Here is a 15,213-nt window from a genome sequence, read left to right on the forward strand (position 1 = left end):
ATGTATTTTAGAATTTTACTATTTTCTAAAAATCGGAGGACGAAAGATGAATAAGCTGATGAAGACTTTTCTATTATCATTCATTATTTTTACTTTAGTATTTACATGTATGCCCAATAATGTGGTCAAAAAAGTAAATGCAGAAACCCTATCTTCTGCCTCAGTGAAAGATTTAGTTATAGACTTGAATGTGCCACAAGTTAATCGTGATGTCAGCAACGATAAAATAAAGTTAAATGCACTTCATGTATATAATGATGGAATTTTTTTACTAGCTTCAGAAAATATTACATGGAGTTCTTCCAATAAAAATGTAGCCTCCGTGGACCAATCCGGTGAAGTAACCTTACTTGGACATAACGGAAAGACGTTTATCAATGTAAGTGATGGACGTTATAGCGACAGAATCTCTATTCAATATAAAGGTAACCAAGGTGAAATACTTGTGGAAAAAGAATCGGGTAATCGTTATGACCTAATAAGTAATACGATGAATCATATGACAGTAGCGGAAAAGGTTGGGCAAATGTTAATGCCTGATTTCAGAACTTGGAATGGTAAAAATGTAACTGCAATGCAGCCGGAAATTGCACAACTTATTAAGGATTATCATATCGGCGGAGTGATTCTATTCCGTGAAAATACCGTTACTGCTGACCAAACAATCCGACTTACTAGTGCCTATCAGCAAGCAGCTGAAAAATACGGAATGCTCGTTTCTGTAGACCAAGAAGGCGGCATTGTCACAAGACTCCAAACCGGTACTGATTTTCCTGGTAATATGGCCCTTGGTGCAACACATTCCGAAGAACTAGCACAGAAGGTTGGTAAAGTAATTGGCGAAGAGCTAAGTGCAGATGGTATTAATATGAATTTTGGTCCTGATATGGATGTTAACATTAATCCGGATAATCCAGTCATTGGTGTCCGTTCTTTTGGTGCAGACCCTCAATTAGTAGCGACATTGGGTAAAGCTTATATTAGTGGTTTGCATGAAACCAATACTGCTTCAACGGCAAAGCATTTTCCTGGTCACGGAGATACAGCAACTGACTCACACCTTGGACTACCAGAGGTTCCTTACGATATGGACCGTTTGAAGCAAATTGAATTGTATCCATTCCAACAGGCAATGAATGCAGGAATTGATGCGATTATGACTGCACATGTTACATTCCCGAAAATCGACGATACAAAGGTTATTTCTAAAAAGGACGGTGCGGAAATTTCCCTACCAGCCACCCTTTCTTATAAAGTTTTAACTGGTTTAATGCGGGATCAAATGGGCTTTAAAGGTGTAATAGTAACGGATGCCATGAACATGGGAGCTATCGTAGATAACTTTGGTCCTGTTGATGCTGCAATTCGAGCTGTTAACGCTGGAGCAGACATTTTATTAATGCCTGTTGGAGTTGAACAAGTAGCAAATGGACTTTACGATGCTGTGAATTCAGGAGCCATTCCGATTAGTAGAATTAATCAGTCTGTAGAACGGGTATTAACACTTAAATTAAATAGAAGCATTATTAAACCTGAGATTGAAAAAAATATGAACGATCAAGTAGCAAATGCTTTAAAAGTGGTTGGTTCGAAAGAGCATAAGCAAATAGAAAAAGAAGTAGCAGCTAAATCTATTACACTTGTAAAAAATGATAATCTTCTTCCACTCCATCCTGCAAAAGGCGATAAAATTGTGGTTGTCGGTTATTCTGGATATTATGTACAATCATTAGTAGATGAGGTCAAAAAACATCATGATAATGTGACGTATATCGATACTTTGACTACATTGACAACAAATCAACTGAATCAAATAAAAGATGCAAAATATATAATAGTTGGAACGTATACCTCTTCCGTTGCTGGCAGAGCACCAGATGCTGGACAAATGCTAATGACTAAACAGTTGATCGCCACAGGTGTCCCAGTTGTTGCGGTAGGAGTTAGAAATCCTTATGACATTATGTCCTATCCAAATGTCGGTGCCTATTTAGTTCAATATTCTTATAACAATGCAAGCTTCGAGGCATCCGTTAACACGATTTTTGGAGATAATAATCCAACAGGCAAGCTGCCAGTTACTATTTATAACCAGGATGGAATTGTTTTATATTATATTGGCCATTGCTTGGGATATTAAATAAAAAGAAAATAGGTAGTGAAAGCAGTCCCTCTTGTAGAGAGAATTAGGAATACCTAATTCTCATTGCCGAGGGATATTTTTATTAACAGAAGTTTAAATTGGTAAAGTTTATGGATTTATGATTGAATAAAAAAAAGTATTGTTATTTTGAGAGGAGAAATACAATGAATCGCTGCGGATGGGTTAATCAAGATCCACTCTATCTTGATTATCATGATTATGAATGGGGTGTTCCAGTTTACGATGATCGTTTGCTTTTTGAATTTTTATGTCTTGAAGGAGCGCAAGCAGGACTAAGCTGGTACACAATATTGAAGAAAAGAGACAATTATCGCAAGGCATTTGATAATTTTGAGGCTGATAAAATTATTAAGTATGATGAAAAGAAGATAGAGGAACTTTTACATAACGAAGGAATTGTTAGAAATAAACTTAAAGTTAATTCGGTGATTACGAATGCTAAAGCTTTTTTAAAGATAGTGGAGGAATTTGGATCATTTCGTAATTATATTTGGGGGTTTGTCGGGGGTAAACCGCTGCAAAATCACTTCAAAGATATGAGCGAAGTCCCTGCAACTACTGAGATAAGTGATAAATTAAGCAAAGATTTAAAAAAGCGTGGATTTAAGTTTGTTGGATCAACGATTTGCTATTCTTTTATGCAGGCTGCTGGCTTGGTAAATGATCATATTGTAACTTGTGATTGTTACCAGAGAATCTATCAATTAAAGTAGATTTAGAAAAAAGACTGTGAGTTCAGTCTTTTTTCTAATGTATTCAATATCTTAACTCGTTGCCGCTGCAGCACTATTGCTTCGTCTACGTTCGATTGCATTTACTCCCATCACCACTGCTATTAATTCTGCTGTGGTAATTTCATCTGAGAAATTTGTCAATTTATAAGCATGGGAGGAAAAGAATCCGCTAATTATATCGAAATTAGCAATCATATTCGATTCATCTTGAAAAATTTCATACTGCCTAGAGAATGCTTTAGATGTTACATTAAAGTAACCGTGATCAAAAGAATGATATTCATATATTTTTGAGAAAAAGCTAAATTTACGTTTTAACGATCCAATTTCTTGTCCTTCTTTGTTAAAGATTTTCCATTTAAAACCCATGAAAGGAAATTTACCACTCAAAACAATATTTCCCTCCAAATCAAGAACATCTACCCCGGAAGAAAACATACTCTTTAAATCCAGTTCGCCTACTCTATCTTTGGATTCAGTAAATATTTCAGTCCTTCCAGCAGAAAAGAAGTTATCTTTAAAATACCTTGTTTCTATCGCCATTTATATACCTACCTTCGAGATTTTGTATTTCTTTATACGAATCAGTTCATTAAAAAGATTCAATTGAAAATATTACTTATTTATTTTACAATAAGAACATTTGTTCTAATTATAGTGTTGTGTTATACTTAAATTAGTAGGATAAATTATCTAAAGGAGGTGTTTTAAATGGATCAGGAAATGAAAAATATCTTACAACGACTGGAACAAAGCATTGGTAATTTAGAAGAAGGACAGAATAAGACGAATACTAAATTGGATTCTATGGATAAGCGGTTTGATGCCATAGATGAGAAATTTCTAGAGGTTGATAAACGATTTGATGACGTAGATCAAAAATTCGTCGAAGTCGATAAACGATTTGATGCCGTGGATCAAAAATTCGTCGAGGTCGATATGCGGTTCGATGCCGTAGATCAAAAATTCGTCGAGGTTGATAAACGATTCGATGCCGTAGATCAAAAATTTGTTGAGGTCGATAAGCGGTTCGATACCGTGGATAGCAAACTGGGGAATTTAGAAGCTGGACAAGATGAACTAAAAGAGATGTTGAAGCATCACACTACACTCCTAACTAATAATTTCACAAGTATTAGACAAGACTTAAGAGGAAAAAATTCAGAAATAGAATCAGATATAAATTTGCTTTTTAGGAGAACGGAAAAACATGAGCGTGATATTGAGAGATTAAAGAAAAATCTAAAGTATTAGGTTCTCCTTTCTCCTGGCAAAAATTTCATAACACTATATTTGTATTTCTTAAGTCTTTATTTTTCATAAAGGCTTTTTTGTTTCTTTCATTGCAAAGAAAAAATTTATTTATCCTGTCCGGCTTCACATTTATCAAAATCTAATCTTGTTCCAAATATCACTCGTCAATATAATCTACTCTATGACCCTCACACCATTCTTTTGCTATTTGTTTCATATGTTCATCCCGGAAAATATACCATTGTTGTTCCATATCAAAATCCAATAATTTATTGCGAAATCTTCTAAAAGCTCCCCTGCCTTTAATTGATCTTAGAAAAATCTCTCTCTTTGATAGATCGTTGATGGAAAAACAAAAATCTTCCATAGTTTGATATTCATTTATATCAAATTTTGTTGGCAACTCAATATAGTCATCAAAATTTTCAAACACATCATTTGCCACTTTTAAAACATCTTGTCTCCACTCCGGTATGTCAACAAATGATTCGTACTCCTCCACTATTCTTAACTCTTCATCCGCCACAGTTACAATCTCTCCTGTTTTGGTATATAAAAAGGTACGGGATTCGTCAAACTGCATTTCCATTTCTTCTATAATATCGGAAAGTTTTACCTGAATGCTCATGAAATCACCTCGAAAAATTATTACCTATGTTAATGTCATATATTCAAAAATATCTTCATTCCCTTATATTCTTTCTACAAACATAAACCATCTGATAACTATCATTTGTTAACGATTGCTCCTGCCAATTTCTATAAACATCTACTATCTCAAAAGCATTTGCCCGTATTCGTTCCATTTCTTTAGGAAATACATATCTTAGATTGATGTTAGTACTTTTTTCGTCTACTACTTCCCCATTTTTATTTATGTATTTTCTTATAGTAATATAATGTTGTATTTGATTTATAGCATCATAATTACTTATAGTATACACATCTACTTTTTTCCTGCTTTCCGAATCCACATACGTTTTCCAATACTCTTCTGTACTTGGCTGCAGTAATTCCTCTGTACTGAGAAACCTTGTTCCAAATATAAAAATTCCACCAGCTTTTAAATGTTTGTTCACCGATGTAAGAAGCTTATCCTGATCTTCATTCGTTAGAAAATGCTGAAATGAATTGCCCACCATATAAACTAACTCACTTTGTACGTTTAAATGAAGATCAGTGCAATCCTGTTCTACCCATTTAATCTGAACATTTAGATTCGCTGATTTCCTTCTAGCAGATTCTAACATTCCTTTATGTAAATCAACACCAATCATCTCAAAGCCTTTTTCTGCAAGAGGAATGGTTGCTCTACCAGTTCCGCATGCTAGATCGATTATTGGTCCATCTGATTTCATTGCCCATTTTAATAGGAACGGAATGTCCTCGTTATACGAATCATTTTCCTCATCATATAAAATAGGATCATCATATTCTTGTAAATTGTCTTTTTCCATATAAAAACCTCCAAAACGTTATACTAACAACTTGAATGTATTTCCCCTAACATATATTTCGCATACTCAATCAATTTTTCCTGATTCCAATCATATACGAATCGCGGATTAGCATATATTGATAGACTCGCTTTCACTAATTCCTTATAATAATCCGGAATATTTTCCAATCCCCATTCTCCACCTTCTTTTTTCGAAGAGACTGCACCTTCTTTTAAAAAGAAAAGAACTCTACAAAGATTTAAAGTATAGTACATTGGATTATGGATGATTTCCTGTTCGGCATTTTCTATATCAAATAATATAGACTGAAGATAATATTTTTGATCAATGGCATTAAATACTTCATTAATTGGAGCTCCAAATAAACATTTTCCTCTTTCATACGTGATAACAAAATGAGCAGCTAAATCCGGATCTACAGAATCACTGCAAAGATAATGTTCATCCTGCAAATATTTCTTCTTGTGCATCTCTGAATAATGAAGCTCGAATGGGGCTGGATACTGAAACTCTTGTATGTCCTTTTCTAGTAAAATGCTCATTTCTAACTTATATGCATTTAATTCTAGTATCTCTCGAATTATATTTTTCTTTTGGCTAACCGTTAATTTATCCCTCACAACGATGAGGACATCAACATCACTTTTTTCAGGGTGAAAACACCCCATTGCTAATGATCCATGTAGATATATTCCAACTAAATTAGATCCTAATTCTTGCTGAAATAAGGAACATACTTTTTGTAAAAACAATTCTACAGACAAACGAATAATACCCCCTTTATATTAAAAAGTGATGACTCGCAAAAGTCATCACCATCAACTTAATTACCTTTTTTCACGATTTCAGCAATCTGTTCGTTTACATTCTGATTTGAAAAACCACCGTGATAACAAATAATAGATTCAACATCATAATCAAGGTACTTTTCCAGAGATTTCAATGCTGTTTCCATATCAGGTGTGTTCCTAGCACTTGGTCCTTGTAATGATCCATTAGCCAACACCATTGCATCCCCAGTAATAAGTGTTTTACTTTCCTGTAAATAAAGGCTTATATGTCCTGGAGTATGTCCAGGCGTGAAAATCACTTCAATTCCTCCGCAATATGGAAGCACTTGTCCATCCTCCAAAGTATGATCTACCTTTGCTTTCGGAGGATTCAAATATAAAGCTTTCATTGGTTCAGGAAGAGTTTCCCAAACTTCCTTACTAATTTTATTAGGATCCGCTTTAATCATATGTTTCTCGCCTTCAATATAAGGCTTATCTTCATCATGAGCATATACATCTATTTTCCAGTCACATTCTTGAAGAATCTCTGGTAAACTTCCAATATGATCAATATCTTGATGAGTTAATATCACTGCTTTTAATTTTTCGAACGGCACTCCGACATTTTCAAATGCTGCCTGAAGTGTCTTTAACTGACCAGGCATGCCTGTATCAACTAATATCGCCATCTCTTCATCCCAAATCAACGAAGGATTAATTTGAAATCCTTGTATTTTCAGTTCAATCATTTCCACATTTTTTGCTACTTTCATACTTTTTTCCTCCTTCGGAAACATTATTTAAATTTCCCATAAAAAAATGATTCACACATGAAGATAAAACCGTATACTTTATGTAGTTTACTTAACATATTCTATCATAACTACATATTATCCTTTATGTAATTATCATGAATTTATCGTTTTTAGACTTTATACCATATTTCGCCAATGATCCAATTTGATTATATTTTCATAAAATTGGCTATAATTTTAGTAGAAATGGAGGAAAAAAAGATGGCTCGTTTCCTTATGCTAGTGATATGCATAATTTTAGTCGCGTTTTCCTGGCCAACTATTAAAGAACAGTTACATAGAACTGATTATCAGCAAACAATTGATTCTTTTGAAACTAAAATAAATGATTTAAAAAACAACACAAATATCCTAGCTGGCTCTGATAAGGTCCAACAACTATTAAATAAGTTTCGATCAGACAATAGTATTCAACCAAAATCAGAAACTAAGCAAGATAAAGTTGAGTTGCAAACGCCGACGAAGCATATTTTTTCAATCGATAATGTCGAGTTAGGTGATACGAGAAAAGCTGTAGATCAACGTGTTGGAGTACCAAAACGATCTACTCTTAATGAGTATGGTCTAAATTGGTCTTCATATCATAAACATTATCAACAGTTTTTTATGGCAATGTATGATAAAAATAATCAGGTTGTAGGGTTATTCACGAATCAAAATTTAATTGCCTCCACGAATGGAATTAAATTTGGCGTCTCAAAGCAAAAGGTTCGTGAAAAGCTTGGTACTCCCCTAACAGGTATTCAAAAGGGGTTAACTATTTATCAATTTGATAAAAAAAGTGATTATGATGTATTCTTACTTGATGGTATATATGTAACTATTTTTTATGATAAATATGAGCATGATAACGTAACTGCCATACAACTGGTTAACAAAAACGTAGAACAAGAGAAAAAGGTATATTACACGAAAGCAAGTAATGCATTAGAAAAAGGATTTGAATATCAATTATTCGATATGACAAACGCTTCTCGTGTGGTGCACCATCTTCCTATTTTATCGTGGGAGCAGCATGTTCAAGTAACGGCACTTAATCATAGCAAAGATATGGCAGAGCATAATTATTTCGATCATGCAGATTTAAAAGGACGTTCTCCGTTCGATCGCATGCAACAGGATCATATTACTTTCCTTTTAGCTGGCGAAAATATTGCTTACGGACAGCTTAGCAGTATTTTTGCTCATGAGGGGCTAATGAATTCCCTCGGGCATCGTGAAAATATCTTGAAGAAGGGCTATAAATACTTAGGTGTTGGGGTTGCTTTCAATCAAGAGGAACAGCCATTTTATACCGAGGATTTTTATGCAAAATAGGTCAGGTAGAATGAAGACTGTTTATTAGGAAATAGTATGAATGAGCGCACTTTTGCTCAAAACTTCGTCGGGAGTGATGTATCATGGCTAGAAACAAACTTTTGGTTCCTGGTGCAGACAATGTTCTGGACCAAATGAAAGAAGAAATTGCCAACGAGTTTGGAGTTCAACTTGGTGCAGATACGACCGCTCGAGCTAACGGTTCAGTCGGTGGCGAAATGACCAAACGTCTAATTGCTTACGCTGAACAATCATTAAGAAATCAACAATGCAGATAAGCTTGTGATTTCTAACGCAAAGGGTGTCCTGAGAAAGATTAGGACACCCTTTTGTGTTTGCACAGCGGCATATAATTACGCTTGGATATTAAATTTTACCCAAGCGTTTTCTTGTTTAAAATTGTCTTAAGAAACTAACAAACCTATTTTTCAATTATACAGTGTGAAGCAAATACAACCAATAAAGGATACACAATAGCCTATCGCAAATACAAGGTTAATAATGTACGCCTTTTTTTCCCTGTCATATTTGTATTCCATTAGAGTACGAAAACCATACAAAATCATAGCGAAACCGAACATTAATACGTAAATTTCTCTATAGGAAAGAACAAAAACAGCTATAATTTCAACAATGATAAATAGAATAAATAATGTCCACTCAATCCATTTTTGGGTATTATTAACTTGGCGATATCGTCTAAATTCAGCGGCAATATTATACTTCTTTCGAAAAAACAAACTTACGAAAATCGTAATAATTAAAACTGCAAGAATAAATTCCAACATTAAATAGCTCGCCCCCTATGATCATTCCTTCATAATCTATATGTGTATTTTATCGTAAAATTTAATATTTTTGAAAAATTATTAGATATCAAGCGAACTAGATTAGATATATATCCTATATTTGATTAATAAAAAAAACCTTCAATTCTCGAATTCTGAACAATTTGAAACTGTAATTTAAAAACTTTCAACTGCCCTGCTTTCCAACCAACTTTTGCACTCCCTCAATCCATTTTCATGTGACCTGTTCCCAGTTCTATGTACCCTGTTTTCCTCCTAATGTGACCTATTCTCCTTTTTACGTGCCCTTCCAACTTTTGCACTCCCTCAATCCATTTTCATGTGACCTGTTCCCAGTTCTATGTGCCCTGCTTTCCTCCTAATGTGACCCATTCTCTTTTTTATGTGCCCTACCAGCTTTAGCGCTCCCTCAATCCATTTTCATGTGACCTGTTCCCAGTTCTATGTGCCCTGTTTTCCTCCTAATGTGGCCCATTCTCCTTTTTATGTGCCCCACCAACTTTTGCACTCCATCAATCCATTTTCATGTGACCTGTTCCCAGTTCTATGTGCCCTGCTTTCCTCCTAATGTGACCCATTCTCTTTTTTATGTGCCCTACCAGCTTTAGCGCTCCCTCTCTCCTTTTTCATGTGACCTGTTCCCAGTTCTATGTGCCCTGCTTTCCTCCTAATGTGACCCATTCTCCTTTTTATGTGCCCTTCCAACTTTTGCACTCCCTCTCTCCTTTTTAATATGACTTTTTCATGTGACCTGTTCCCAGTTCTAAGTGCCCTGCTTTCAATCTAATGTGACCCATTCTCCTCTAAATACGCAGTAACTAATGCATCTTTTCTTGAAACATATTTTATATACATCCGTATATTTAATTAGGAGGCGTATATATGTTTAAGGATAAACAGTTAAAATGTACTTCTTGTAATAAAACAATTGAAACTAATGAAAGTATCGTAGTTGAACTAAAATTACCAAGTCCGGCCAGAATGCCGTATGGCCGTCTTAATACTGCATTACATAATCAAGCTGATAAAATATTATGTTCAAAATGTAAAAATTAAGGTGAGCTATTAACTCATCTTTTTTGAATATTTATGTTACTTTTTTGGTATAATCCGTATCAAACGTTTTTGTAAACTCCTAAATCTTAAAGAAATAAAGACCATTATTTGGTTAAAATTATTCAAGCACTTCTTAAAATAATTCAGGCAAAGCAATTAACATCTACAAAAATAAAAAAGGAGACTTGTTACAATCTCCTTTTTCCAATTTCTATTTAATTCGAAATCACAAATACGCCACCACAATGTGACATTGGATGAAATTCACATCGGCATCGTCCTTTTAAGAAGGCTAATAGCTCATCTGCAACAAAATAAAATTCATCAGGATCCCAATAGTCGATACTATCCGCTTTACATTTTTCCAAATCAGCTCTTGTTTGGAACGCAATATCCCCTATTAAAATTTTTCCGCCTTCTTTTAGCATAGGTAATAGCTCAGAAATGAATTCAATCTTCTTTTCATCGGTTAAATGATGTAACGCGTACGTACTAATGATGGAATCATATTTTTCACCTATTACTTCGTTAGGAAGTCCGTTTGTAAAATCATACTCCATTAAGTTTGCCATTGGCATTTTCGATTGGGCAATTTCAATCATTTTTGCTGAAAAGTCAATCCCATTCATTTGATGACGATGATCATATAATTTTTGCGTTAATATCCCTGTTCCAAATCCAATATCTAATACGTTAGAATTTGGGGTTTGCATTACTTCATTGAAAATCGTATTTAATATCTTTTTGTACCCTGCGAACGGATACAAATTGCTTTCCTCACTTAATTGAACCGTCTGATCATAATTATCAGCCCATAAATCAAATCCTTGTTTATTTAGCAAGAATGCTCCTCCTCATTTTGAACTAGCTATCCTGAGCATTCTCATTATACTCAAACTAGCTGTTCCACTTTTCTCCATTTTGTTTATGATAGTTTTTCATTAAATTATTCATAATGTATCCCGCCTTTCCTTATTCTCTTTAATAATATCTTAATTTTCTTTACAATAAAACTATTTTGATTGCAACAAAATAAATGCATAATATTCGCAATATACCTACTAATCCTTTACTATATTCTTAGTACAAAGAAGGAGTTGATTTCCGGTGAATAAATTTAGAGTTGGAATTATTGGAACTGGATTTGGTGCTAAGGTACATGCACCAATGATGAATTTTCACGATGGCTTCGAAGTCGTCGCTATCGCTAGTGTGTCAAGAGGAAATGTAGAAAATGTAAAGCAATTAAGCGGTGTTGAAAGGGTGTATACCGACTGGAAGCAAATGCTTGATCAAGAGCAGCTTGATTTCGTTGTCGTTGCTTCTGCAGTACATTTACATAAGGAAATGACACTTGCTGCATATAAAAAAGGCATTCATGTTCTAAGCGAAAAACCAATGGCTTTAAATATTACCGAAACGGAGGAAATGATTTCTGCACGTAATCAAGCCGGAAAATTAGGGCTGATTAATCATGAATTTCGATTCCTTCCTGCCCGCACAAAGGTAAAAGAGATTTTGGACAGTGGCGATATAGGGGATATAATGCATGTTCGCTATGAATGCACTTTTCCAAGTTATAATTCCTTAGTATCGAGTCCACGCGGTTGGCTAGGACAGATTGAAACTGGTGGAGGTATGCTTGGGGCAATTGGCTCCCATATGGTAGACTCTCTCCATTGGTGGGTGAATTCTCACTTAAATGCAGTTTCAGCAAATCTAACCACACATGTTCCAGAATATAAAGATAATGAAGGGAATGTGGAACGCCGAACAGCTGATGATGCTTACCAAATTATCGGTGCATTAGATAACGGTGCAACTGTTTCAATGGAACTTTTAACCTCGGCACGCCAAGCTGCTAATAGTATGCGTTTAGAGGTATTTGGTACAAAGGGTACACTTGTTATGGTGAATGATAATCAGGTATTCTTTTCAGCAGGAGATGATTCGCTTAAAAAAGTTGAGCTAACACCTGATATTGAAGCACCGGCGGAAATGCCTTCAGTTGCTGCACGTTATTATAATGGATTTAACCGTATGCTCGATGCTTTATATGAAACCTTCGAAACTAGCAGAAAACATCCTTATCTAGCGGAATTTGAAAATGGACAAATGACGCAAAAAGTTCTTGATGCTGTTCGCCAGTCTGCAAAAGAAGGAAAGAGAATGGAAGTGAAATAAAAGATAAGGTGCCTATCACTTCGATTGGCACCTTTCTTTGAGATAGGCTATGTGTTGATATTTAACCAGAAGAAAACCGCCTTGGTGAAAAGGCGGTTTAATGAGATATCGTACCCATCGCTTAACGTTTTTGCCAACAAACTACTGATACGTGGGTTGTTTGAACTTGTTCCTCGTTCGTTATAAAAATAAAAATGTATTACAATTTCTTCTTTAAGAAAAATTGTTTTATATTTTCTGGAAATTCATCGTTAACGGCAAAAACTTCATAACCCATACGCTTATAAAATTCTGGCGATTGATAGGAAAATGTACTAGTATGAGCAAATATACAGCCAAGTTCTTTCCCGAGCATTTCAGCTTCTTTCATCATGACTTTTCCATATCCCTTGTTTCTATATTCATCAGCTATCCAGAATACTTCAATATACATACCGTAAGACCAGGTTTCACAAAACAAACCGCCTACGACTTTGCCTGATTCATCCTTTAAATATAAGTTAATATCCTTGCCTGGCTTTTTGAGTAAACCATTTGTCGCTCGAACGTTATATTCATATAACTTATTACATACCTGATTGTAATCAGTGTCACTCGATTCAGCTGTTATCTTGATATTGTCTAATGTTATATCAGCCATAAGTCACCTCCGATAGGTCTGGAATCATTAGCAAATTATACCATTACAAATTTACACGAAGTTGAGAATATCAAAGGATAAACACCATTAAAGCAGTCCATCCATTTCTTCAAGCGGCTGTGGTAGTTGAAAAAGTAATATCACCTTGTTCTCATTAAAACCGAATCCACTTCAAACTTTCCAGCATTTCTTTTTCATATGATTTCTCCGGAAACATCAAAAACACAGGTTTTGTAGCATACTTTGTTCCTGGTTCTATATTTAAATACGCGGCTGTTGCTGACATGGCAAATTCTTCACTAAAGACACAATCGGAATCAATGTCGTTGCATGTTGAATAAATTTGTAAATGCTGAGTTTGATCATGATCAGTAATGGTATATGGATTGCTGATCCGAAATGCATGCTCCTCAAAACCCGCTCCAAATACCTTAGTTCCCGAATTACCTTGTAATTGTGCAAATGTATCTTTTAATTCATTATTCTTCCACCACATTTCCGTAACAAGGTATTGTTTAATATACCGATTCATATGCTCAAGTTCAGTAAAGTGAGCGATTATCGGAACACCTGGGAGTGTTAGAAAGTATTGGCGAATATTTAACCCTTTCCACATTTCGTGGTTTTCCATAGTGGTTTCGATAACAATTCCTTGCCACTCGTTTTGCCGCTGATCTATTTTTTTCACAAACCGCGACTGTGATGTTTCTTTAAGGAACGAAAATAAACTAATTCCACTAAGATATGACCACATTCCCCCAGCCCACGGATTCCACCATGCTTTTGGTTCCGGCGTAGGGTAAGCGGAATCCAGCCATTCCTGATCTTTGTAAGATATGGAATAGAGTGTAGGGAAGTAGCCGGCAGCTGCCTTAAATGTCAAATCTCCATTTTCAATTTCATAGCTAATATGTCGATCATCTTCAACCTTAGACATTTTAATATCCAATTGGCCATTATTTATTAATAACAAGGAGCCTTGAACCCTTTTTGATCTACTTTCCACTTCATATTGAATAGGGATAAATCCATGTTTACTAGTCTGATAGTCAAAACTGAAATCTTGGTTATCTTCTTGTTGAATGGAGATTTCATCTACTATTTTTCCATTCTCATATAGGTTCAATGTCCCTTTAAAATATCGATTTTGAAACCTTTTCAAAATAAGAGTTTTGTTTTTATTTTTCATAACCGGGTTCAACGTTTCCGGCTTTAACTCTATTTCCTTCGCAATTGTGTCGCGGGACGTAATATCATTTGCGTATACTTGAAATTCAGCAACTGATTTTATCGCTCCGAGCGAAAATTGAACTGGTTTCGTCAATACTTTTTTATTAGGTAGAATTTGTTCTAGTTTTTCTTCTAGATAAAAGTACCAGCCTTCAAAACCTAATTTGACCGAATGATTCCATGTAATACCATGAGGATCCTTTTGATCATCGGAAAAGATCCAATTCCCGGTCATATTTTCACTATCCAATTCACCGTAATTTGTCATTTTCGCATCATTTATATAGACAATTTCGTTATGAATGGGCAAATAAGTTTGGTTTAATTGATGGTGGACAGGTTGATAAACAAATACATTTTCCTCTGTTTTATCTGATAGATTTTCAAGCTCCAACCAATAATTTAACAGTCCTTCTCCATATAATTCAAAACATAAAGCAATCTTCAACTTATATGGTTTAGATACATGGTAATAAAGTTTCATTATCGCTGTTGCATCTTGATAATCCCATTCAAAATGAGAAACTTGTTTTTTAGATAATTCACCAATGTACGGTTTTCCAAATTTAGGCGGAAGTAGTACCGTTCTTTGGATGAGCTTATAATCATTTCCAAACGAAATCGCATTATCACGTTTTCTTACAACTACTCTATAAAAGCCGTTTTGTAAGTAAAAGTATTCTTTATCCTGCCCTCCAGCTTTTACAGCAAATGACAGCAACGATAAAGCGAGTGTTTCCTTCCACTCGAAACTTTCTTCCGCTGTTTGAACTCGTA

15 protein-coding genes are annotated in these 15,213 nt (G+C 34.9%); 7 read left to right on the forward strand and 8 right to left on the reverse strand.

Annotation, left to right across the window (positions count from 1 at the left end; translation table 11 throughout):
- Positions 1–46 precede the first annotated feature (46 nt).
- Positions 47–2,140, forward strand: a complete 2,094-nt coding sequence (locus AC3WJF_RS13215) for a glycoside hydrolase family 3 protein (RefSeq protein WP_492452895.1) — start codon at positions 47–49, stop codon at positions 2,138–2,140.
- 167 nt (positions 2,141–2,307) lie between these two features.
- Complete coding sequence (locus AC3WJF_RS13220; RefSeq protein ID WP_492452897.1) at positions 2,308–2,877, forward strand: DNA-3-methyladenine glycosylase I; 570 nt, start codon at positions 2,308–2,310, stop codon at positions 2,875–2,877.
- A 51-nt stretch (positions 2,878–2,928) separates the two neighbouring features.
- On the opposite strand, the gene AC3WJF_RS13225 is transcribed toward AC3WJF_RS13220, so the two are convergent.
- Complete coding sequence (locus AC3WJF_RS13225) at positions 2,929–3,441, reverse strand: LURP-one-related family protein (protein ID WP_492452899.1); 513 nt, start codon at positions 3,439–3,441, stop codon at positions 2,929–2,931.
- A 168-nt stretch (positions 3,442–3,609) separates the two neighbouring features.
- Between AC3WJF_RS13225 and AC3WJF_RS13230 the strand changes: the two genes are divergently transcribed.
- Entirely contained in the window at positions 3,610–4,152 is a 543-nt protein-coding gene (locus AC3WJF_RS13230) for a hypothetical protein (protein ID WP_492452901.1), read from the forward strand.
- A 157-nt stretch (positions 4,153–4,309) separates the two neighbouring features.
- Here AC3WJF_RS13230 and AC3WJF_RS13235 read toward each other — a convergent pair whose 3' ends face one another.
- From AC3WJF_RS13235 to AC3WJF_RS13250, 4 genes are read right to left on the reverse strand one after another with little or no spacing between them, the layout of a single operon-like run.
- Positions 4,310–4,780, reverse strand: coding sequence for a UPF0158 family protein (locus AC3WJF_RS13235; RefSeq protein ID WP_492452903.1), 471 nt, complete (start codon positions 4,778–4,780; stop codon positions 4,310–4,312).
- Between the two features lie 55 nt (positions 4,781–4,835).
- Positions 4,836–5,609: a class I SAM-dependent methyltransferase gene (locus tag AC3WJF_RS13240; RefSeq protein ID WP_492452904.1), complete on the reverse strand. Its 774-nt coding sequence runs from the start codon at positions 5,607–5,609 to the stop codon at positions 4,836–4,838.
- Between the two features lie 23 nt (positions 5,610–5,632).
- Positions 5,633–6,376 (reverse strand): aminoglycoside adenylyltransferase domain-containing protein, encoded by a 744-nt coding sequence (locus AC3WJF_RS13245; protein WP_492452906.1) that lies wholly within the window; start codon positions 6,374–6,376, stop codon positions 5,633–5,635.
- Positions 6,377–6,435: 59 nt separating this feature from the next.
- Positions 6,436–7,158, reverse strand: coding sequence for an MBL fold metallo-hydrolase (locus AC3WJF_RS13250; RefSeq protein ID WP_492452907.1), 723 nt, complete (start codon positions 7,156–7,158; stop codon positions 6,436–6,438).
- Positions 7,159–7,401: 243 nt separating this feature from the next.
- Between AC3WJF_RS13250 and AC3WJF_RS13255 the strand changes: the two genes are divergently transcribed.
- Together AC3WJF_RS13255 and AC3WJF_RS13260 are read left to right on the forward strand one after the other, a co-directional pair.
- Complete coding sequence (locus AC3WJF_RS13255; protein WP_492452909.1) at positions 7,402–8,517, forward strand: CAP domain-containing protein; 1,116 nt, start codon at positions 7,402–7,404, stop codon at positions 8,515–8,517.
- A gap of 83 nt (positions 8,518–8,600) precedes the next feature.
- Positions 8,601–8,795, forward strand: coding sequence for an alpha/beta-type small acid-soluble spore protein (locus AC3WJF_RS13260; RefSeq protein ID WP_492452911.1), 195 nt, complete (start codon positions 8,601–8,603; stop codon positions 8,793–8,795).
- Between the two features lie 150 nt (positions 8,796–8,945).
- Here AC3WJF_RS13260 and AC3WJF_RS13265 read toward each other — a convergent pair whose 3' ends face one another.
- Entirely contained in the window at positions 8,946–9,305 is a 360-nt protein-coding gene (locus AC3WJF_RS13265; RefSeq protein ID WP_492452913.1) for a DUF4181 domain-containing protein, read from the reverse strand.
- A gap of 903 nt (positions 9,306–10,208) precedes the next feature.
- Here AC3WJF_RS13265 and AC3WJF_RS13270 point away from each other — a divergent pair.
- Positions 10,209–10,382: a hypothetical protein gene (locus AC3WJF_RS13270; RefSeq protein WP_492452915.1), complete on the forward strand. Its 174-nt coding sequence runs from the start codon at positions 10,209–10,211 to the stop codon at positions 10,380–10,382.
- Positions 10,383–10,597: 215 nt separating this feature from the next.
- On the opposite strand, the gene AC3WJF_RS13275 is transcribed toward AC3WJF_RS13270, so the two are convergent.
- Positions 10,598–11,224: a class I SAM-dependent methyltransferase gene (locus AC3WJF_RS13275; protein WP_492452917.1), complete on the reverse strand. Its 627-nt coding sequence runs from the start codon at positions 11,222–11,224 to the stop codon at positions 10,598–10,600.
- Between the two features lie 265 nt (positions 11,225–11,489).
- Between AC3WJF_RS13275 and AC3WJF_RS13280 the strand changes: the two genes are divergently transcribed.
- Positions 11,490–12,566 (forward strand): Gfo/Idh/MocA family protein, encoded by a 1,077-nt coding sequence (locus tag AC3WJF_RS13280; protein WP_492452919.1) that lies wholly within the window; start codon positions 11,490–11,492, stop codon positions 12,564–12,566.
- Between the two features lie 199 nt (positions 12,567–12,765).
- Here AC3WJF_RS13280 and AC3WJF_RS13285 read toward each other — a convergent pair whose 3' ends face one another.
- The gene (locus AC3WJF_RS13285) at positions 12,766–13,206 is read right to left on the reverse strand and encodes a GNAT family N-acetyltransferase (RefSeq protein ID WP_492452920.1); all 441 of its coding nucleotides are present in this window, start codon (positions 13,204–13,206) and stop codon (positions 12,766–12,768) included.
- Positions 13,207–15,213: the final 2,007 nt, after the last annotated feature.

This window comes from Heyndrickxia sp. FW510-T9 (genome assembly GCF_058781025.1).

What these genes read in the sequence shown, in the direction of transcription:
- AC3WJF_RS13235 (WP_492452903.1), bottom strand. Translation starts at nt 4,780, where the DNA reads ATGAGCATTCAGGTAAAACTTTCCGATATTATAGAAGAAATGGAAATG.
- AC3WJF_RS13215 (WP_492452895.1), top strand. Translation starts at nt 47, where the DNA reads ATGAATAAGCTGATGAAGACTTTTCTATTATCATTCATTATTTTTACT.
- AC3WJF_RS13230 (WP_492452901.1), top strand. Translation starts at nt 3,610, where the DNA reads ATGGATCAGGAAATGAAAAATATCTTACAACGACTGGAACAAAGCATT.
- AC3WJF_RS13285 (WP_492452920.1), bottom strand. Translation starts at nt 13,206, where the DNA reads ATGGCTGATATAACATTAGACAATATCAAGATAACAGCTGAATCGAGT.
- AC3WJF_RS13265 (WP_492452913.1), bottom strand. Translation starts at nt 9,305, where the DNA reads ATGTTGGAATTTATTCTTGCAGTTTTAATTATTACGATTTTCGTAAGT.
- AC3WJF_RS13270 (WP_492452915.1), top strand. Translation starts at nt 10,209, where the DNA reads ATGTTTAAGGATAAACAGTTAAAATGTACTTCTTGTAATAAAACAATT.
- AC3WJF_RS13255 (WP_492452909.1), top strand. Translation starts at nt 7,402, where the DNA reads ATGGCTCGTTTCCTTATGCTAGTGATATGCATAATTTTAGTCGCGTTT.
- AC3WJF_RS13225 (WP_492452899.1), bottom strand. Translation starts at nt 3,441, where the DNA reads ATGGCGATAGAAACAAGGTATTTTAAAGATAACTTCTTTTCTGCTGGA.
- AC3WJF_RS13240 (WP_492452904.1), bottom strand. Translation starts at nt 5,609, where the DNA reads ATGGAAAAAGACAATTTACAAGAATATGATGATCCTATTTTATATGAT.
- AC3WJF_RS13250 (WP_492452907.1), bottom strand. Translation starts at nt 7,158, where the DNA reads ATGAAAGTAGCAAAAAATGTGGAAATGATTGAACTGAAAATACAAGGA.
- AC3WJF_RS13220 (WP_492452897.1), top strand. Translation starts at nt 2,308, where the DNA reads ATGAATCGCTGCGGATGGGTTAATCAAGATCCACTCTATCTTGATTAT.
- AC3WJF_RS13260 (WP_492452911.1), top strand. Translation starts at nt 8,601, where the DNA reads ATGGCTAGAAACAAACTTTTGGTTCCTGGTGCAGACAATGTTCTGGAC.